Below are 20,007 nucleotides of genomic sequence, written 5' to 3'. Positions count from 1 at the left end.
TATCCTTAAAAAATTATTCAATCTGAATATCAATATTTCTGTTTATTGGGAATCACCCCTCGTATGCCACCTTTCGGATTCTCCACATCACCTTTATAGCGAGGAATCAAATGCATATGAACATGAAACACCGACTGGCCGGCAGCTTCATTGACGTTGATTCCGACATTATACCCGTCGGGGTGATAACGCTCGTCCACCTTTTGCTTCACATACTGGAGCATCACATTCATTGCTTCACGCTCATGATTGGTCAAATCGAAATATGAGGCGACATGACGCTTGGGAATTATCAGAGCATGACCTGGTGAAACTGGATAACCGTCATAGAAAGCCACGCACGTGGCCGTTTCACAAATTACCTCTATCCTGCGTGACAAGCGACAAAATGGACAGGTTTTTCCATCTTGTCTCGGAAGCTTGTTGAAATGATTATATTGATAAAGTTCATAACTTGAATTGCAATCTATACTTAAAAAGGGTAAACGAACATTGCATTGATAGGTATATTCCCGATAAATAGCATGAAGCCTGAAACCTTCTTCTTTCAAATCACGTCGTACTGCAAAATAGGCTGTACCTTTAGGGGATAGAAGATTGGAAACGTTCATCATCACCTCGGCCTGGGCATACGGCTCCAGCACATTCAACACATATACACAAAATATGGTGTCGAATTTACCTTCGGGATATTCCGTACGATAATAATAATCATATCCAGTAATATCATATCCACGCCTCTTCAACTCATCTGTATCATACCCAAAGCCACAACCGAAATCCAAAATACGCCCTTTCAATAAGTCGTGTTGCAAAAGAAAACGAACAGGCACAGATAAATCAGTGCGTTTAATGGCGGTTAAGTAAGGATGATTGACTCTTTCAATACTCATAATATAATCTTCTTTACAACATAAAATTCTCATTTAAACAAACATATTTGGATAGTTTCATCCCTTTACGTAATTCCGTTGCATATTTGGTTCCTCTTAAATTAGATTTTTCAACAATATCTTCCGGTTTGATGCCCCGTTCTTGAATGACATTGGCATATTTAATGCCAAAACATTGAACTAAAGCATTACATTCTTTTCGAGATTTTCCTATTTCGTAAAATAAATCTAACTCTTTAGCTAAATCTATAATATTCATTGTATATGTATTTAATATTTCCAAATTTCAAATCCCATATTCAAAGCTATCTGATGCATAGGCATGAACGTCTGAAAGAAACAATCCAACAAATGTTCTTTGTCCATAGAAACGATTTCTTGTGGTGTATGTCCTAAAGAAAGATAGTCTTCCAACAACTTTTCTTGCTTTCCTTCATGTAGATTGATACGTATAGCTGCTTGATGGGCATTTGCCAGCTTCGGAAGATACAAATTCAAATCGGGTAGCTTATTACTCTTCGAGCTGTTGATGCTCGGATCGGCTGGCATCAGGTTCCATAGCAGGTCATGGGAGACGAAACTCCAGGGAATGAAATGATCCAAATCATACATGCGTTCCTCCAATAAGTTTCCGGTATACGGACATCGAACTTCCAGTCCATGTTTTATGGCAGTATTCCAGAATTTATGCTGAGCAGACAATGAGTTCCGCTCTTCTTGCTTCACTAACTTGGTGGGTATAGCCGGTACATTCGGATTTCTCGTCTGTAAGAAGCCCGCTAATCCCCAATAGGCAAAAGCACTCAGAATATCATAATTTTCTCTCAGATAATCCAACCATGCGGGATTCATCTCTATCCATAACGTCCCGTTCTGTTTTTCTAGTTTATAGAGGCAACCGTTTTCGAGCGACTGGGAGCGGACAACCGTTTGACGGTCATCGGATGTATCAATCCAAGGACGCAAGAAACGGTAAGGGACGTTCATTTGTAGGAAATTCAACCGTTTCCGGACATCTATGCTTTGTATAAGCTCGTGTAACAAATGAGTCAAACCTCGGATACTGATATTGATTGGAATATTATAATCCTTTTGCAAAGCCCATATCGCTTCGTAAAGGGATTCTGACTTCCCGAACGAGAGACGAAAATAAGTAACAGGATACCAGGCGTTCGCCACCATCGTAATCATAATCTCCCATACATCCATCCTCGTTTTCCCGTGTTTTACGCACAGGTCAAGAATACCGAGAAACCAATAATATTTATAGGTCGCTACGGTCTTGTCGAATACCCTGTTCAGGTATTTGGTTGTCAATATATTAGATTGAGGTATTTGCATATCATTTTTTTAATCATCTTATCTTCACAATTTACCCTTTCCTAGATGCTCTTTCTCGTTTTTTAAGACTCAAATCCTGCAAGGCCTTTCCCATTGCATCTTCTTTTGCAAGCAGAAGAATATCATCATCCAGTTGAAGCGCATAAAGAACTCTAAGATAAATACCTATTGCCACTGTTGGTACCCATTTCTCGATACGTGAAACCGTAAGAGGCGAACAGGTAGCACGTTCGGCAATCTGTACGACACTAAGATTCCTACGCAACCGTGCTAGTCTGATTTGCTCACCAACAATTTGCATCTTCAGCTCCAACTTTCTTGGCAACTTGGTGCCCATTGTACTTTTTGTCATAACTCAACATATCATATAATATGCAAATATAAATGTTTTACTTTATTTTATGATGTATTACAGAAATCAATTTTCGAATTTAATCTTACTGTAATCTGCTTTAGCTACAGGCTTAAATCTAAAAACGGATTTAATATGGGTTTATTTTTGAATATAAGCATCTTAAAGTATGTTCTTTTCTTTCTTTACTAAAAGTATATGTATTACCCAAATTATAAAGTCAAATTTATAGTCTCTGAATATTTTCTGTACAAATACACCACACTTATAGATATTTGTGGTATCTTTGTACAGATTTAGATAGTAAGCAATGAAGAAACTTAATTCATACATATCATCAGCTGACATGAAGGAAAAAGGGCGTGCTGCTTATTACAAAATGTTGGAAAGTGCACGCCAAGGTGAACTAATACAGGTTCGACGAGGGCTGTATGCCAACATTGACCAGCTTTCAAGCAGCATGATTGACATAGAAGCAATTATACCAGGTGGAATTCTTTGTCTCTGGTCTGCATGGAGCATACACCAACTTACGACTTCTATGCCACAAGCCTATCATGTAGCCATAAAAAGAGATAGAAAAGTAGTAACACCTTCATTTCCCTCAATAGAACTTCACCACTATACTGCTTCTATACTAGAGATTGGGGTAAGCAAAATGGTTTTGGAGGGTTACAATATCAGGATCTATGATATAGAGCGATGCGTATGTGACGCCATTAAGTTTAGAAATAAAATAGGTATTGATGTCTGCTCAGAAATCATAGATAACTATCTTACACGACCGGAACGAAATATAAGTAAACTACTGGATTATGCCAGACAACTCCGTGTGGGCACAATCCTTGAAAACTATCTGCAAGTCAAACTATGAGTAAAGAACAAAATAAAAACTACGGAAAATCAATTCGTACAAAGCTCTTGAATGTAGCCAAAAAGGAAAATATATTCTATCAGACTATATTGACACGATATTTTCAGGAGCGATTACTATATAGGATGTCACAAACACGCTACCGCAACAATTTCTACTTAAAAGGCGGGGCTCTTATGTATGCCTATGAACGTTTTGCTGCACGTCCTACATTGGATATTGATTTTCTGGGTAACAATATAAGCAATGAAGGTACTTCAATTATTGCAGCATTCAAGGAAATATCTTCCGTACCCTTTGAAGAAGATGGAGTGATATTTGACGTTGAGCACATTACTGCCCAAAATATCACTGAGTTCAAAGACTACCATGGAATACGCCTAAGCATACCGGTAAAAATGGATTCCATAGCACAAGTGCTGACTATGGATATTGGTTTTGGCGATGTGGTTACACCCTCACCTGTCAATCTGGATTTTCCTATTTTGCTAGAACACCTGCCTTGTGCTAATATCCTGGCATATTCTCTGGAAACAGTTATTGCAGAAAAGATGCATGCAATAATAGACCTTGCAGATCAAAGCAGTCGTATGAAAGATTATTATGACTTGCATAGAATACTGAAGGAAGAAAAATATGACTCAGAAGTTTTACAGGAAGCTATAATCCGTACATTCGAAAACAGACATACACCATATGATGAGAACACAATGTTCTTTCGTAAAGATTTTGGAATCAACCAACAAATGGGAGCAAGATGGAAAGCTTTTATGCGTAAAATCACAAAGGCCACTGATCTATCCTTCTCTGAAGTTGTGGCATTCATTCAGGAAACACTTCGTCCATATTGGGAAAACATACCGCATGAATAATACAGACTATAAAATATATGAATTTCCAGAATGTGAATCCATAGTCATTTCTGGGGATATTCACGGAGATTTCAATCTTCTTGTGAACAAAATGTGCGTACAATACAGTATGGAGAATACGCTTCTCATAGTTGCCGGAGACTGTGGATTTGGTTTTGAAAATAGAGGCTATTATGAAAATATCGTCAAGAAGAACGCCAAACGTATGAATGATAATAACAATTGGATCCTTTTCGTCAGAGGTAATCACGACAATCCTGCCTATTTCAACGGCTGTACGTTCAAGCATAAAAGGTTTATTGCCATTCCAGACTATTCCATCGTAAAAGCGTGTGGACACACATTACTCTGCATTGGAGGGGCAATATCCATCGACCGCTCATACAGACTTAACACATGGGAACAGTTACAGAAAAGGTGCCATAAATCATCTCATGATTTAAGTAGAGGAATCTATGAGCGAAACTATTATTGGCCAGACGAAAAACCTGTCTTCAATACTGAATTGCTTGAAAAAATAACGGCAGAACAGACAATCGACACCGTTATAACCCATACATCGCCGTCATTCTGTGAATTACAAAATAAGAACGGACTTTATAGATGGACCAATAACGATACACAACTGCTGGTAGATGTTCAGCAAGAACGGGAAACCATGGACTCCATCCACCATATGCTGAAAGAGAAGCAAAATATTACCCATTGGTGCTATGGACATTTTCATCAGAGTTGGCATAACAATATTGATGGGATTTTATTTAAAATGCTGGATATTATGGAGTTCTACGAAATAAAATAACATTTTGTTATAAATTACGTTCTATTTATTTTACAGGACATCAAATACAAATTATTTATTATCATATTATTCTGTATTGAATAAATGGATTATCACTATTTTCATTTTACTAGCAGGATGTATATTTATCAGTCCCTACTCCTCTACTATTGCATCCTGCTATATACGAAATTTTTAAATTTAGTACTAAAATCAAGAGGATAATTTAGGAAACAAGTGATAACTATATTTTAAAACACATCAAGCATAAGATAATATATCGCATAAAAATAAAAATATATAGATTATATCATGATACACTACGCAACTACATGAATACTTCACTTTTTGTACCTTGTAGAAAATATTGAAAAAGCTTTGAAAATATACCTTTTTTTCATACATTTGTATAGAGTCAAAGGCTTTCGGAAATTGCGAAGCATTTCTAATATTTTGATTATCAGATTTTTAAATGTTGTAATATTGTACCTCACGTGTATTTGAGTTTTTCAAACAAGTTTTGAACTTATTGAATACCAATGTTTGTCGAGATTTTCTAAATAACTGCATCGTTAATTGATCAATAAAAGCCGCTTCCTTCATTAATCTCAATTTACAGCAACGCCTGAACTATTGCTTCTTAACCCTTCTTTATAATTAAGATACCAGCTCCTTTACTCCCAAACAATGATTACGGTAGCGACATGCGTTCAAACGCCCTGTCTTTTTGGATAGCATCAATACCAACAGTCATAGCACACTAATCTTATTCCATTTATTTGACATAGCCACTCAAACCCTCTCTTCCACCTACATCTCAACTTTGCCAAAAGTTCATCATAGCAAACATAAACATTCATCAAAGCAAAGGCCAACGTTTATCATTCTTGTGAGCAAGCCGGTTTACAGGCAAAGAATAACACTCCTTCCCCTCCCGTATTGAACAATATTCCGTACATTCAGGAATACCTACAGCCCACGCTGTCGCATAGTGCTGACGGAAGAAGCCAGACCCGCTTCAAAGCCCCCCAAAAGGAGCATAATGGAATATCGACAGAAGCAGTTGCTAAAGCCCAAAGCAAATCTGTCAGACCTATTTCTTCCTGCATTTTGATATATATGCCGAATTATCCAATGCCCATGTTATGAGGCTGTTTAATATAGGAATCAGACTTTGGCCCACCTCTGTCAATGAATATTCCACCCGTGGCGGTATTTCGGCATATAGCTTTCTTTTTACCAGTCCATCGGTTTCAAGAGCCTTCAATGTTTCGGTAAGCACCTTAGGAGAAATATCCGGAATTGCTTTACTTATGGTATTAAAGCGCGTTGCTTCATTTTCGGAAAGGACACACAGTATGAGCATAGCCCATTTGCTGGAGAATCGCGACAGGACATTCCGGATAGGGCAATCTTCTATACGAGTATATTTTTTCAGATTTTCTTGTAATTGTAAGCCGTTCATTTCCAATAATAATTACCTTAAAGTAAGTGGGTTACATTTTTGTAACTTCTTGTTTATCAATATAAAAATCACTAATTTCGCACTATCCAAATGATAGTAAGTTCAGAATACAAAGTTAATCAACTTGATAAAAAACAGGAAATATGAGCAACATTAAAATTATGAACAAGGGCGAAAAGTACGCTCACGCAACAATAGGTTGCATCAAGGGTTTTGAAGGCAAGCAGTTTATGAAAGAAGCTACTGAGGCTACTTCGTGTGAAATCTCGTTTGGAACATTGCCGACTGGCGCATCTGTTCCTTTTTTTCATAGCCATAAGGCGAATGAAGAAAACTACATCATTCTGTCGGGGGCTGGAAAGTTTCAGGTAAACGATGACGTTTTCGAAATCGGTGAAGGGTCAGTCATCAGGGTATCGCCGGGGTGCGACCGGAACCTGAAATGTACTTCTGCCGAACCTATGATTTATATCTGTATTCAGGCAAAGGATGGAAGTCTGGAAGGCTACACAATGACAGATGCTGAAATAACCGAGCGCGAAAGTTTGTTATAAAAGGTTGTATTATCAATTGCCTGATAAACTGAAATCTCTGGCAATGACGGAATATTATCTATCACATCATTGTCAGAGATTTTCAGTTATTTCCAGTATTATACATAATTCTCAAAGGGATGCCCAAAGTGATGCATCAGAGATACAGCTCGCATTCTTTTCGCACAATACATGCCTTCTTGAGCATCATATTTACGATAGCCAGAAGCAATCCGTTTATCCTTCTTGCATGATGGGGACATACTGTGACACATCGCATGCACGAGATACAGACTTTCTTGTCTACTTTTGCCGGATTGTTCTTGTCGATGGCACCAACTGGACATCTGGAAGCACAGAGACCGCATTGGGTACATGCTTTGGTGGCTTTAGGTACGATACCTGCCTTGGCTACTTTCCGATAAGGTCTGTTGCCTGGTATTGCAGGAGTGGAAAAGTCATTTCTTCTCAGTTTATCTTCAATCTGCTCAGCAAACGCTCTTAAATGCCCGTAATCATCCTTATCCGGTCTGTTTTTGGCATATCGATGGGCTATGGAGTGTTCTGCAACGGCCGCTATCGCCGATATGACTGTAAATCCGGCTTGCTGTACGATGTCTTGCAGCTCCACCAGAGTATCTTCATAGGCTCGGTTGCCATACACGCAAACTAAAATTGCTTTTGCGCCATTGCCCTGAATCTTTGCAATGCGTTCTGCAGCCGTGGAAGGTACTCGCCCGCTATAGGATGGGACGGCAACGATGGCCGTGTCTTCATTCGTCAACGAGAATTGATGAAAGTCCTCGTTACTGTTTGACAAATCAATACATCTGATTTCCCGGTTCAATTCGGCTGCCAGAAAGTCGGCAATTTTCTTTGTTCCGCCTGTCGGACTGAAAGTTATTTCATAAATGTTCATATCTTTTATCTCCTTATATATCTCACATTATATTTGAATGATCATCTTTCCGTTTAGTTTTCCTTTGAATATTTCTTGATTTGAGCAGCTTTCATTCTTATATTATGGTTAAAAACATAAACATTCAGTCTTTAACGGGAGTATTCTTTTTACGGTCGCACATAATATCATCCATATTATCTACAGACCACTGGAGCAGTGAATCAAGGATGGGCTGCAATGATTTTGCCCTTTCCGTAAGAGCGTATTCCACTCGGGGCGGTATCTCCGAGAATATTGTTCTTGTTACATATCCGTCCTCTTCCAGTGTACGGAGTGTCATTGTCAGCATTCTCTGTGATATATCCGGCATTTGCTGTTTCAATTCCATAAAACGCATGCTTTCCTTACCTGATCTGTCAAGGATATATATGACGAGTAACGCCCATTTGTCACATATTCTTGCCAATACGTTCCTTACCGGACAACCCGGGAACATGGCATCTTGTACTGTTGATCTTTTCATGAATTATAAATAAGACTGTCTGCATCTAATAAATTTCAGTATACAAAGATAATAATATACTTTAATTACCAAGTGTATTTTTTACACTAATACATAAAATAGATATATGAGGTTTCATTGAGGATATTGCTGGCCAGAGCATCTGTTCTGTTTTTTCATACCTATAAGGCGAATGAAGAAAACGGTGAATGGTCAGTCATTCGGTATCGCCGGGATGCGACTGGAATCTGGATAGTGTTTCAGCCACCGTCCGCGTTTCAGACGTACAAGGAAAATAAATCCGCGGAAACACAACTCTACACACATGGCAATCCATACACCTTGCAGTCCTAATGTCGGGGCGAGCCAGGCAGCCAGAGTCAGACGTACAGCCCAGATGCTGAAGAAGTTCATCAGGCATGGGATCAGTGTATCGGCAGCTCCGACAAAGACTCCATATGCAACAATAGAAGCTGCAAACATGGGTTCGGCAAATGCCTCGATGCGTAAGGCCATCACGCCCAACCGGCGGATTTCTTCGACGGGGGTCATCAGTCCGATAATCTGAGAAGCGAACAGATACATAAGGATACCCATCGTACCCATTATGGCCATACCCATCAGTACGGTAATATGGGCAAAACTGCGGGTCAGCTTCTTCCGGCTAGCTCCGATGCTCTGGCCTACAAGAGTGGTTGCCGCATCGGCAATTCCGTAGCCGGGCATATAACAGAGGCTCTCGGCCGTAATGGCAAAGGAGTTAGCTGCAATGGCAAAGACACCGAGTGGCGCTACGATGACTGTCGTCAGAATCTGGGCTCCGCAAATAACTATATGTTCTATCCCCATCGGGAAACCGATACAGAGTGCTTTCCTGAACGTGTCAGCTTTCAGTCGGAAACGGATTTCCCGGCTGCGGTAACTCAGTTTCTCCGAGCGGATCAGCAGATACCAGAGCAGCACACCTGCAACAACGGTCTCTGCGGCAGCCGTACCCAAAGCGGCACCGCTTACACCCAGTCCGGCGCCCGGAAGGGTGAACTGTATACCTGCAACGCTGCATCCGCGCGTTGGAAAAATCAGGAAGAAATTGAATACTACATCCAGCACGCACATGATGACGCCCAGCAGACTGGGAATGTACTTGGTTTTGCCGTCAATCATTATTTCAGGCAGACCACTCAACGTATAGTTCCGTTGCTGCCCATGTTTTCCACCCTGTCCATTGCTTTCATCATCGGGATCATTGTGGCACACAACTCCGCCAGCATCCTCGCGTGTAGCCTGATAGTAGCAGTAGCAGTTATTCTACATAATATTTTGGGTCTGGCTCTAGGCTATGGACTTTCTGCTTTAACTGGGAGCGAATCCCCTAAACGGTCAGCTATTGCCATAGAAGTAGGCATGCAGAATTCCGGACTGGCAACTTCACTTGCCGCTACTCACTTTGCCATGTTTCCCATGGCTGCCGTACCCGGAGCCATGTTTTCGGTATGGCACAACTTTTCAGGAAGTATCGCCGCACAAATTTTCAGGAGACAATCGGAGCAGAAAAATAAATAAAAAGATAATACGTAAACAAGGTATGCAATATTGAAAATAGCCCAAAAACAAGAACGTATCAAAATGTATATAAAAAGGCCCGCACTTTTACAAGCCGGGCCTTCATTATTAAGTTTCTCAACTATTATATTATTCAGCTTTTCCCAAAAGGACTTCCTCACCCTGGACAAACGTAATATCACGAGGAATACCAGCCCCATTGATTCTGTCAAGATCGGCCTGAAGTGCAGGAGTAATTCCGCCATTCTCTGCTCTGTATTTCTTGGCAAATTCTACATTTCCATCGCCTTGTGTCTGAAGTATCAATGCAGCCCATCCATTCATAGCTTCCTTAGCCTTCGTAAAATCAATCACATACTGGCCTTTCGCATCACGGGAAAATGCACCGGCTTTTTCCATATAGTTAAAACACATCATATTGGCTTTTCCGTGTGAAGAAGCTGCTCCAAAGCGAACAGAACGCAGGATACCTGCGATATAAGTAGTAATCGCATCCTCAGGTGTAATGTTCGTAATTTCACCCATTTCAATCAATTTGGTCACCATGAACAGACCAAGAATATCTGCTTTGGCTTCTTCCCAGGAAGTCTTTTCTGTACCCATTACCGCATCTACGCTTTCATTGGTACGGATAGTTTGTTTCACACCCAGTCCATGTGCTACCTCATGGAAAGTCACATTCCAGAAAAACGCGTCGAAATTGAGGTATTTCTGCTGTTCGGGAGTTACGACAAGCTGTCCAATAGGCAACAAAATCTTGTCAAATTTAGCCTTCATGGAATTTCTCAACTGCAAACGGCGTGTACCTTTCAGAGCATGTACTCTTTCATCGTTTGGCAAGTTAATGGCAATTGTCTTACTTCCCGCATTACAATCGCCGGCATAATACACCGCATCATACACATTCAAGTCGGACGATGTACCGGGTACAAATGTTTTATATTCCGGCGGACAGGGCAGTTCTTTCTGGAGAGCTGGAAGCATGGCAACAAACTTGGCAAGATCCTTGCTTCTGGCCTCATCCTTCAGCAAGATAAATGACTCGTACGATGCCTTGGTCTCACGGAATTTATCATCGTAGGTTTCAATAGGTCCTGCCACAAAATCAACCTTGCTATCCTTCATGTCCATCCACGCCAGATCACTATCTAAATAATCATCCGTCTTGAATGCTTCAATACGTTTTTCAAGATAGTTTTTCAGACCCGGATCTTCTGCCAGAGTAACCGCTTTTTCCAATAAAGCACAGATTTGTCTGATTTCCGGAGCATATGCCTCATGATACCAGACGCTTTTTAAAGAACCGTCATCATTGCGACGGATGACGGTATACCATGAGTCCTTATCGGCATCCTCAAATGCATTAAACTCTGCCTCTGTAATATCAAGCGGGTAATAATTGCATACATCCGGTTTCTCACCATAACCAGTCAGGAAAGGTTTGTTGTCGTCCAAACGGTCCCAGGCTCCATATTGAATCATGGCAAACTGCTTCGCATAGCTGTCGGTAATGGTATCCAACTTACTCTTATCACCAAATGTCTGTTTCCAGAACAGGTCATCAGTAATTTTTCCCACCTGGAAAAATATTCTGACCAGTTCCTTTTCCTTGTCACTCAAGTTATTCACAAGATCAGACTTCAGTTCAACGGAAGCATACTCCTCTACTTTTGCTTTCATCGGTGACTCCTGCTGCTGGCTGCTACATGAAAACAGAGTTGAAGCCACAACGGCAGTTCCCAGCAAGGCTGCCGAAAGATTAATCATTTTTTTCCTCATAACTAACTGATTGTTTTGTTTGTTTGCGAAGATACGAAAAGTCTGTAATATCTCAGTTATTCAAAGATGTTGTTTTATTCTGCACGATGCATATAAAGATATCGGTTTATTTATTATCTTGCATCGAAAAATCACCACAACAATGAGAAATGAACCTTTACACTCCTGCCCCGAACTGATTGACTATATCAATAAAACAGGTTTTCTTCCTCTGTTAAGTATGGGTATTACCGGATGGTCAGCCGAAGAAGTCATGGATGAAGATTGTCAGTATACCCGTTTGCCCGATGGCGGATGGGAATGGCCGCTTTGGGAATGGAAAGGTTCCATCCTCCAGGAAAGCGGTTGTGCATACGGCAAGTTTTCCAAAGGTAAAGCCGCATTCATCAGTCGCGAATGGTGGCCCGACTTCTGCAACTACCGGCGAAGTATTTTCCCTTATCCAGAGGCCGGAAGCATTGAAGAAAGTATTCTCGATGTACTGAAAAACGAGGGCAGCCTGATTACACGGGAACTACGTGCGGCATGCGGTTTTACGGGACCGAAAATGCGAAGCCGTTTCGATGCCTACCTCACCCGTTTGGAAATGGGTGGTTACATCGTTACGGAAGATTTTATTTATCCCCACGACCGGCACGGACGAGAATTTGGCTGGGGATGGTCACTGCTCACCACACCCGAAAATCTTTTTGGAAAGGAGAGTTGTCACTCCTCCCTCAGTCCACAGGAGTCATACGAACGGATGCTCGGCCAGTTCCGGAAAATATTACCGGATGAATCGGAAACAACATTCAGAACCTTGCTGAAATAGGTCTACAAAAACATGGTCAGCAAGGGAATACTCAGTACAGAAAGCAATGTGGTAAGAAAAGTGCCTTCTGCCATAATAACCTCCCCTCTCTGATACTGAATGCAGAATAAAGTACCATATGAAGCAACAGGCATGGCTGCCAGTACAACGTTGATATTAGCTATGGTCTCATCGACCTGACAAAGGCGTGAAAGATACAGAATAAGGAGCGGAACCAGCATCAGACGCAAGACCGACATCAGGTAGATAGCCGTATTGCCAAACATCCGCCGGATGGGTACACGGGCAATGGACGAGCCGATAATGAGCAGGGCTGCAGGGACGGTGACATTTCCTAACAGGATGAACGGAGTACTAATGACACGGGGAGGTACCCATCCGGTCACAACAATCAGAATGGAAAGATACGATGCAATCATGGCCGGACAGTACAAGGTACGCCAGTCAAAACGCATTTTCCCCTGACCACCTGAAATAAACAAAGTACCGAACACAAAAATCAGCAACGTACTGGGGAAATTAAGGATACTGGCATAAAATACGGCACTCGGACCGAAAATGGAAGCAACAATGGGATATCCGATAAAGCCCACATTGCCGAACGCCAGCATAAAGCTATAAATACCGCGATCGGAAGATTTGACTGGTAAATAGCGTGGAAGCAGGAAAGCTGCTCCGATTAGAAGTACGTAAGTAACAAAACCTACTATGAGCAAGGGGAGAATTAATTTTCTGTCGGGAAGAGTGTCACCCATGACTGACGAAAGTATCAGGCTGGGGCACGTCACGTTAATGACCAGTCCAGAAAGTTTGCGGTCAAAATCCGCATCCATCATTTTCTTCTTACTCAGATAATAACCAATGATTACCAAAATAAACAGGATAATCATCTGTGTAACGATTGCATCCATTGTTTTTCCGCTTGCAAAAAAGTCGTGCAAAGATACGGATTATCGGATTTGAGTATTCACCTGCAAGGAAAATTCTCTAAAAAATCTGATTTTATCTTCCGTAATTATTGTTTCTGATGTCCAGCGTAACATCCATATAGGTTCGCTCACCTTCAATGTAGTCAGCATACAAGGTTTCTGCGTCCTTTCCTTTGAGGACACGGCATTTACCACACGATTCACAATCGTGCAGACATTTCCAGGCTTCCATCACAAACGCCCGGCGTTCTTCCTTGGTAGATTGTTCTATACGGGGAGGTATCATAGAACAAATATACGTTTTTTCTTTACCGGGCAACCTGCAAATCTGAAAACTCTTCATTAATCATCATATTCATCAAATTTCTATCATGATTCTATGAACCATTTGCCGGCTTTTAGTACATTTGCATCGTTTTTAATTAATCATCTGTCTGGCTATTTCTTTCGGGAGGTAGCCTTGTTTATATAAAACAGCAATGGAAACATTTTATGATGTAGTAGCTGGTGACCAGCTTGTATTGGTGGACTTCTTTGCCACCTGGTGCCAACCTTGTAAAATGATGCACCCGATTCTGAAACAGGTAAAAGATGTATTGGGCGAACGTATCCGTATCATCAAGATTGATGTGGACACACACAGTGCATTGTCTCAGAAATATCAGATTCAATCCGTCCCCACCCTTATGCTGTTCCGTAAAGGAGATGTGCTTTGGAGAACCAGCGGTGTCATGCAAAAGGCTGAACTGCTGAGTACGATTGATCCTTTCCTGAAATAGTCCGCAAGTTAATATATTTACATTTTCCAGCACATGAAAAAATTAAGTAAAAATGCCATTATCGGTTATCCTGCCGGAATTATTACCGGTATTACTTACGGATTAAATCCTCTATTTGCGGTTCCACTGATGAAAAATGGTGCCGCCACTGAGTCCATACTTTTTTTCCGCTACGCCTTTGCGGTACTTCTTCTGGGTCTGTTTTTAATGCTCCGCAAACAAAGTTTCCGGATCTCAGGAAAGCAAATAGGTGTATTGCTTGCACTCGGAGTTCTTTATACTTCAAGCAGCGTTTTTCTTTTCGAGGCCTATGAATACATCGCATCGGGACTGGCCACGACCCTGGTCTTTTTATATCCCGTCCTTGTGGCTATCATCATGGTATTCCTGAAAGTCGTCCCCTCCTGGCCTGTCTGGCTTGCCATTGCGGCAACCTTCGGAGGAGTGCTGGTAATGACACAAAGCGACGGTACACAGACCATCAACCCTGTCGGCGTATTGCTTTCAATTGCCTCGGCACTGGTATACGCACTCTTCATTGTCATCATCAACCGTAGCAAAGCCATTGCCGGCATCTCCAATTCATTGCTTACCTTCTATGCGCTTACGGTGGGAGCAATCGTGTTTCTCGGAAAAATCATCAGTTCCGACACCGCCATAACCGCCGGAATCACAACCGGAGCAGACTGGCTTAATCTCGTAGGACTTGCCCTGTTACCGACCATTGTTTCCACGGCTACTCTTGCCATTGCTTCCCGAAACATCGGAGCAACCAAGGCATCAGTCCTCGGCGTCTTCGAACCCATCACGGCCATTGTTGTCGGTACACTTATGTTCGGCGAACCGCTTACAACAAATATCATTGTCGGAATCTCCATCGCCATGGTAGCCGTCACATTCATGATTACCGTAACCAAGCGATAATGCATCTATAAATAAGCGAATGAACACATGAAAGATTTTGCGGCAATAGACTTCGAAACGGCCAACAACCAGCGCTCGTCCGTATGTTCAGTAGGTATAGTGGTTGTACGTAACGATGAAATCGTGGATACTTTTTATTCACTCATCAATCCGGAACCGAATTATTATTCCTACTGGTGCTCACAGGTACACGGGCTCACCCGTGAAGACACCGAAAACGCACCGGTGTTTCCTGATGTATGGAAGCAGATCGAACCCCTGATTGACGGTCTTCCGCTTGTGGCACATAACCGTCCCTTTGATGAAAGTTGCCTGAAAGCCGTTTTCCGCGTCTATCAGATGGACTACCCTGACTATGAATTCTACGATACCCTATGCGTATCGCGCAAAGTGTTTCCATACCTTCCCAACCATCAGTTGCATACCGTAGCCGCCGCCTGCGGATACCATCTGGAAAACCACCATCACGCACTGGCCGATGCAGAGGCCTGTGCGTGGATAGCAAGAGAAATATTATGATACCTATGCAGATCCTGCTCGCCATCGATTCCTTCAAGGGATGCCTTTCGTCAGAAGAAGTGGAAGCCGCCTTCTCGCAGGCCCTGACCGCCCGTGGGGCAGACGTCCGCTCCCTCCCCATGTCCGACGGAGGCGAAGGGATGCTTCCGGCCTTTATCACCGCCCTTCACGGGCAATTGCTTGAAACGGAGGTACACGATCCGCTGATGCGTCCCGTCACCGCCAGCTACGGCCTTACTCCCGACGGAACCGCCGTCATTGAAACCGCACAAGCCTGCGGACTGACCCGCCTTTCTGCCGAAGAGCGCAATCCGCTGGTTGCCACCACCTATGGTGTAGGAGAACTCGTTGCACACGCTTTCCAGCAGGGAGCACGCCGTTTCATCATCGGACTGGGTGGAAGCGGTACGAGCGATGCCGGGAAAGGTATGCTTCAGGGACTGACCAATTCTCTGGCTCCCGGTGGTATGATAGAAGATATTCTAAACGGTCCGTTGGCCGGATGCAGCTTCGTGCTGGCCAGCGATGTACGCAATCCGCTCTACGGACCGGAAGGAGCTGCCCATATTTTCGCCCCGCAAAAGGGAGCTACCCCGGAAATGGTAGAAGAACTCGACCGCCGTGCCCGCCAGTTTGCCGAAGAATCTGCCCGCCGCATGGGCAAGGATACTTCTTCCCGCCCCGGTGCCGGAGCAGCCGGAGGACTGGGATATGCATTCCTTCAATACCTTCAGGCCACCACACAATCAGGAGCCGACCTTCTGCTTGATCTGTCCGGTTTCGACCGCCTGCTGGCAGATACCGGCCTCGTAATTACCGGTGAAGGACATGCCGACCGCCAGACACTCATGGGCAAGCTTCCCGAACGGGTCATGCGACGGGCACAGGCAAAGCTTGTTCCCACCTGGCTGGTAGCAGGAAAAGCCAGCGACACACAAGCCCTTCTCAATGCAGGATTCAGCCGGGTGGACAATCTTGCACCGGACAACATGCCTCTGGAAGAAGCCATCCGTCCGGAAGTCACCCGGGAAAATATCCGCCGGTGGGTAGAATCCGTATGGAATCAGCTGCCGACCATATGATACGCATTGACAACCTGGACGGGGAGACCATGCGATACGCTTCCTGGAAACGGAGGAGTAAAGTCATGAAGTTCATAATTTCAAGAAAGGTTGCCGCTCATCCGTAATACAAATACATGGTTGTCCGATACTCTCACACGCCCCTTTAAAGTGTTCCATTCCGGATCCCGCGTATGCAAGATAGAAATCAGGCTTTTCGACAGGTATCTTTATTCCCATTAGTTCCACAGGTAACACTCCGCATTGTACCTTCATTGACAAAACTTCATCCATTTCCTGCACAAACTCACGATAACCTCTGGCACTCCCGATTGTATCCTCAAATTTAGCAATATGATCCAGAACTCCAGATTTTACACCTTGGCTAAAAATACCATTCCCTTTCAATCCCGTAGCACCATCCCTTTCTTTAGTTCAATTACGGCCAACCGGAAATTCTTTCGAGGCTGTAGGGCAATGATATCAAAGCGGGGATGTAAATATTTCTCCGAATGATAGCTGACACTTTTATCATTCGTCACGGCAAACTCTATATCCAATACAATAAAATCGGTTTCTTCCATATGCCTGTTACATACCGATATCCTTTGTTGCAACAATCTCTCTTCATGCTTGATATCAGAATCATCCAACAATGCTCGGCTCCATTCATCCATTATCTTCGCGGCTTCCTTGAAATATTCTTCCGGAGTTTTCATTGCCAGTAACATATCCCTTTTTTCCTGAAGTTCCTCCCAAACCCTTTTTACTTCAGAAGGAGACAAACATTTTTCTGGGGAAATATTTCTTTTACGGAGTTCCTCCTGATCATTATCAAACATATATCTCATCCAGGTTCTCGGAATATTCTGATGCTCCTTTTTAGAATAAAAATAGTTATAATCAAGATTTAAAGCATTCCTCTTAATTTCCAATATCCGTCCCCCTTTATAATAGATATGCACACTATTTCCTCTCAGATGAACATCAAGTTTTTCATCTATTGGCACACTGGGATTATCTATTGTTGCATTTGCAAACTTAATGTACTTATCCCATCTGCTATCATTACTCCCAATATTAAGTTTTTCAAGGTTGCCTCGTTTTACATATGCCATAACTCTCACATTTTATGAAAAGACCGCAATTCTACCATTTCAGAAACTCTTCCAGCTGACTAGCTATACCGGAAAACTCCTGATTCAAATCAAGCGTTCTTACCCGAATGTGGTTCTTACCAAACGAGGCTGATAAATCAGGAGTAATATCTTCATCTGTTTTAGCATACAAAAGTAATCCGCTTACATTCCCTGTATCTTTCACATCTAAATTCTTTACATAGGTAAATATCTGATATAAATTTGCTGAATGAATAGTCGGTTTATCAAAATGATACTGCATCGCATGACTATAATACTTGGTATCTATAACCAATGACTGATCCCCTCGATGCAAAACAATGTCACTCTGCATAGCAGGCAAAAGATCAATCACCATGGCATCTTTCGAATAAATATTCCATTCAATCCGATCTGGATTAGGCGATAATTCCCGATGATGCAAACGATAGTACTCCAACACAAATTTTTCAAACAAGCGACACATATGCTCGTCTGAAAAAGTCGCCATACGATATTTCCCTGTCTCTGTCGTCATAAGCATACCATCAATGATGAAATAGCACACATTCATCAGCATTCGGTACATCTGATTGTTCCGTTGATACACAAAGTCATTCCAACGAATATTCCGAACATCAATTTCATCAACACCCGAAAAGAAAGGTAACAACGTTCTCAGTTCTGCTTTTCGTACAGATGATACATTCCGTTCGTGACATAAAAGAGACAGTGTTGTCTTTAATACCCGGTTAAACAAATTGTTTTCTGACAAATCATCAAACTCACAACACAATACGTTACGACATCTCATCTGGTTGGCTATTGTTCCTCTTATATCCAAACGCCCTTTCAACAACGGTAAATCTTCCACCCGATTTATATACTCCCGGTGTAATCCACGTTTCAGCTGAGCAGACACACCTTTATACAGAATTTCCGCAAACAAATCCTGTATATGCTCAAACTCCTCATGTGCAATCTGCTCATAATTATTCTTTTTCAGCTCTTCGAAAGCATATGCCAACATGTAATACACATTGCGTATCCAAATATTCCGATCCTTAATCATGGAAAATACCATTCAACTTTTTCGACCATCTATCCACTTCCGTTCTGTTATCGAACCAATACTCCCGCAACATCGGAAGTATATCATAATTCACGATCTCCTTTAGCCACTCATCTGTCACTTCTCCCTTCGTACACAAATAACTATGTCCTATCTCAAATCCTTTCCCAAGCGAATCATCAGCAACAATCTGACGGTTCAGTTCTTTTATTTGTGCCACCAGCTCATTTAACCGCACATTGTCCTTTCCTTCCAGATAAGCTTTAAATCCTTCCGAATCAAATCCGGGCGACATTTCAAAAAAGCTGAACCGACGACGCAATGCATAATCAATCAAAGCCAGACTTCGATCAGCCGTGTTCATCATACCGATAAGATACAGATTTCCCGGTACAGAGAATTTCTCATCTTTATAAGCCAGCGTCAATTTCTCACCCCGGTAATCTTTCTCTATCAGCATCAACAATTCCCCGAATATCTTTGACAAGTTACCCCGGTTGATTTCATCAATAATAAAGAAAAATTCCTTATCCGGATGATTAGCCGCAAGCATACAGAACTTATAAAATATACCTTTCTGTAACTCAAAGGCTCCTCCTACAGGTTTATACCCCATCACAAAGTCCTCATAAGAATAATTCTGGTGAAACTGAATTAAACATATCCGACTTTCATCTCTTTCACCCATCATAGCCTGTGCCAGACGCCGGGCACAGAACGTTTTCCCCACCCCCGGAGCTCCTTGAAGAATAACGTTCTTTTTAGTCCGAATCAGATGCCGTAAAGTGTCAAAATCCTTTTCGGCCATAAATACTTCTTTCAGGAAATCAGCTTTCGTATATTTCTCGATAGACCTTTCCGGATGAATACTATCATTTTCTTCCCGAATAAGATCCAATAAGGCCATATATTCCTTTTCTGTCAAATGAAAGAAGCTA

Annotated in this window: 22 protein-coding genes and 1 pseudogene; 9 read left to right on the top strand and 14 right to left on the bottom strand. The window is 42.2% G+C overall.

The window, feature by feature from the left end; translation table 11 throughout:
- Positions 1–29: 29 nt before the first annotated feature.
- Genes BACCOPRO_RS02810 through BACCOPRO_RS02795 form a run of 4 tightly spaced genes read right to left on the bottom strand, consistent with a single transcriptional unit; the run spans position 30 to position 2,586 of the window.
- Positions 30–893 carry an HIT family protein gene (locus tag BACCOPRO_RS02810; protein WP_040311077.1) on the bottom strand — a complete coding sequence of 288 codons (864 nt, stop codon included), beginning with the start codon at positions 891–893 and terminating at the stop codon, positions 30–32.
- A gap of 13 nt (positions 894–906) precedes the next feature.
- Entirely contained in the window at positions 907–1,152 is a 246-nt protein-coding gene (locus BACCOPRO_RS02805) for an HTH-like domain-containing protein (protein WP_008140719.1), read from the bottom strand.
- An 11-nt stretch (positions 1,153–1,163) separates the two neighbouring features.
- Positions 1,164–2,234: an HNH endonuclease domain-containing protein gene (locus BACCOPRO_RS02800; protein WP_008140716.1), complete on the bottom strand. Its 1,071-nt coding sequence runs from the start codon at positions 2,232–2,234 to the stop codon at positions 1,164–1,166.
- A 31-nt stretch (positions 2,235–2,265) separates the two neighbouring features.
- The gene (locus tag BACCOPRO_RS02795) at positions 2,266–2,586 is read right to left on the bottom strand and encodes a helix-turn-helix domain-containing protein (protein WP_008140714.1); all 321 of its coding nucleotides are present in this window, start codon (positions 2,584–2,586) and stop codon (positions 2,266–2,268) included.
- Between the two features lie 346 nt (positions 2,587–2,932).
- Here BACCOPRO_RS02795 and BACCOPRO_RS02785 point away from each other — a divergent pair, with 346 nt between their 5' ends.
- From BACCOPRO_RS02785 to BACCOPRO_RS02775, 3 genes are read left to right on the top strand one after another with little or no spacing between them, the layout of a single operon-like run.
- The gene (locus tag BACCOPRO_RS02785) at positions 2,933–3,460 is read left to right on the top strand and encodes a type IV toxin-antitoxin system AbiEi family antitoxin domain-containing protein (protein WP_008140711.1); all 528 of its coding nucleotides are present in this window, start codon (positions 2,933–2,935) and stop codon (positions 3,458–3,460) included.
- Entirely contained in the window at positions 3,457–4,332 is an 876-nt protein-coding gene (locus BACCOPRO_RS02780) for a nucleotidyl transferase AbiEii/AbiGii toxin family protein (RefSeq protein ID WP_008140710.1), read from the top strand. Before BACCOPRO_RS02785 ends, BACCOPRO_RS02780 begins: the two co-directional genes overlap by 4 nt.
- Entirely contained in the window at positions 4,325–5,134 is an 810-nt protein-coding gene (locus BACCOPRO_RS02775; protein ID WP_008140709.1) for a metallophosphoesterase, read from the top strand. The genes BACCOPRO_RS02780 and BACCOPRO_RS02775 overlap by 8 nt, the downstream gene beginning before the upstream one ends.
- Before the next feature lie 1,072 nt (positions 5,135–6,206).
- Here BACCOPRO_RS02775 and BACCOPRO_RS02770 read toward each other — a convergent pair.
- Positions 6,207–6,578, bottom strand: coding sequence for a winged helix-turn-helix transcriptional regulator (locus BACCOPRO_RS02770; RefSeq protein ID WP_008140707.1), 372 nt, complete (start codon positions 6,576–6,578; stop codon positions 6,207–6,209).
- A gap of 143 nt (positions 6,579–6,721) precedes the next feature.
- Between BACCOPRO_RS02770 and BACCOPRO_RS02765 the strand changes: the two genes are divergently transcribed.
- Positions 6,722–7,132, top strand: coding sequence for a cupin domain-containing protein (locus BACCOPRO_RS02765; RefSeq protein WP_008140706.1), 411 nt, complete (start codon positions 6,722–6,724; stop codon positions 7,130–7,132).
- A 136-nt stretch (positions 7,133–7,268) separates the two neighbouring features.
- Here the strand turns inward: BACCOPRO_RS02765 and BACCOPRO_RS02760 are convergent, their stop codons facing one another.
- From BACCOPRO_RS02760 to BACCOPRO_RS02740, 4 genes and pseudogenes are all read right to left on the bottom strand, one after another.
- Positions 7,269–8,030 carry an EFR1 family ferrodoxin gene (locus BACCOPRO_RS02760; protein ID WP_008140705.1) on the bottom strand — a complete coding sequence of 254 codons (762 nt, stop codon included), beginning with the start codon at positions 8,028–8,030 and terminating at the stop codon, positions 7,269–7,271.
- Between the two features lie 124 nt (positions 8,031–8,154).
- Complete coding sequence (locus tag BACCOPRO_RS02755; RefSeq protein ID WP_008140704.1) at positions 8,155–8,535, bottom strand: winged helix-turn-helix transcriptional regulator; 381 nt, start codon at positions 8,533–8,535, stop codon at positions 8,155–8,157.
- A 192-nt stretch (positions 8,536–8,727) separates the two neighbouring features.
- A pseudogene (locus BACCOPRO_RS02750) lies at positions 8,728–9,657 on the bottom strand (MATE family efflux transporter); the annotation flags it as partial.
- 549 nt (positions 9,658–10,206) lie between these two features.
- Positions 10,207–11,856 (bottom strand): dipeptidyl-peptidase 3 family protein, encoded by a 1,650-nt coding sequence (locus tag BACCOPRO_RS02740; RefSeq protein ID WP_008140699.1) that lies wholly within the window; start codon positions 11,854–11,856, stop codon positions 10,207–10,209.
- 142 nt (positions 11,857–11,998) lie between these two features.
- On the opposite strand from BACCOPRO_RS02740, the gene BACCOPRO_RS02735 reads away from it, so the two are divergent.
- The gene (locus tag BACCOPRO_RS02735) at positions 11,999–12,667 is read left to right on the top strand and encodes an AlkZ-related protein (RefSeq protein WP_008140698.1); all 669 of its coding nucleotides are present in this window, start codon (positions 11,999–12,001) and stop codon (positions 12,665–12,667) included.
- Between the two features lie 2 nt (positions 12,668–12,669).
- Here BACCOPRO_RS02735 and BACCOPRO_RS02730 read toward each other — a convergent pair whose 3' ends face one another.
- The gene (locus tag BACCOPRO_RS02730; RefSeq protein ID WP_008140696.1) at positions 12,670–13,578 is read right to left on the bottom strand and encodes an AEC family transporter; all 909 of its coding nucleotides are present in this window, start codon (positions 13,576–13,578) and stop codon (positions 12,670–12,672) included.
- A gap of 91 nt (positions 13,579–13,669) precedes the next feature.
- Complete coding sequence (locus BACCOPRO_RS02725; RefSeq protein ID WP_040311076.1) at positions 13,670–13,882, bottom strand: hypothetical protein; 213 nt, start codon at positions 13,880–13,882, stop codon at positions 13,670–13,672.
- 193 nt (positions 13,883–14,075) lie between these two features.
- On the opposite strand from BACCOPRO_RS02725, the gene trxA reads away from it, so the two are divergent.
- Genes trxA through BACCOPRO_RS02705 form a run of 4 tightly spaced genes read left to right on the top strand, consistent with a single transcriptional unit; the run spans position 14,076 to position 16,900 of the window.
- Positions 14,076–14,375, top strand: a complete 300-nt coding sequence (gene trxA, locus BACCOPRO_RS02720; protein WP_008140693.1) for a thioredoxin — start codon at positions 14,076–14,078, stop codon at positions 14,373–14,375.
- Between the two features lie 33 nt (positions 14,376–14,408).
- Positions 14,409–15,299 (top strand): EamA family transporter, encoded by an 891-nt coding sequence (locus tag BACCOPRO_RS02715; protein ID WP_008140691.1) that lies wholly within the window; start codon positions 14,409–14,411, stop codon positions 15,297–15,299.
- Between the two features lie 27 nt (positions 15,300–15,326).
- On the top strand, positions 15,327–15,818 hold the full coding sequence (locus BACCOPRO_RS02710) for a 3'-5' exonuclease (RefSeq protein WP_008140689.1): 492 nt from the start codon (positions 15,327–15,329) through the stop codon (positions 15,816–15,818).
- Positions 15,819–15,823: 5 nt separating this feature from the next.
- Positions 15,824–16,900, top strand: coding sequence for a glycerate kinase family protein (locus BACCOPRO_RS02705; RefSeq protein ID WP_040311118.1), 1,077 nt, complete (start codon positions 15,824–15,826; stop codon positions 16,898–16,900).
- A 383-nt stretch (positions 16,901–17,283) separates the two neighbouring features.
- Here the strand turns inward: BACCOPRO_RS02705 and BACCOPRO_RS02695 are convergent, their stop codons facing one another.
- The 3 genes from BACCOPRO_RS02695 to BACCOPRO_RS02685 all read right to left on the bottom strand — a co-directional run.
- Positions 17,284–17,997, bottom strand: coding sequence for a hypothetical protein (locus BACCOPRO_RS02695; protein ID WP_008140684.1), 714 nt, complete (start codon positions 17,995–17,997; stop codon positions 17,284–17,286).
- A gap of 31 nt (positions 17,998–18,028) precedes the next feature.
- Positions 18,029–19,069: a 5-methylcytosine-specific restriction endonuclease system specificity protein McrC gene (gene mcrC / locus BACCOPRO_RS02690; protein WP_008140683.1), complete on the bottom strand. Its 1,041-nt coding sequence runs from the start codon at positions 19,067–19,069 to the stop codon at positions 18,029–18,031.
- Positions 19,062–20,007 (bottom strand): AAA family ATPase (locus BACCOPRO_RS02685; RefSeq protein ID WP_008140682.1); only part of this gene is annotated, 946 nt, incomplete at its 5' end. The genes BACCOPRO_RS02685 and mcrC, both read right to left, overlap by 8 nt.

The sequence above is a fragment of the Phocaeicola coprophilus DSM 18228 = JCM 13818 genome (genome assembly GCF_000157915.1).
GTDB classification, from domain to species: Bacteria; Bacteroidota; Bacteroidia; order Bacteroidales; family Bacteroidaceae; genus Phocaeicola; species Phocaeicola coprophilus.
This window is presented reverse-complemented; position numbering and strand designations above follow the sequence as displayed.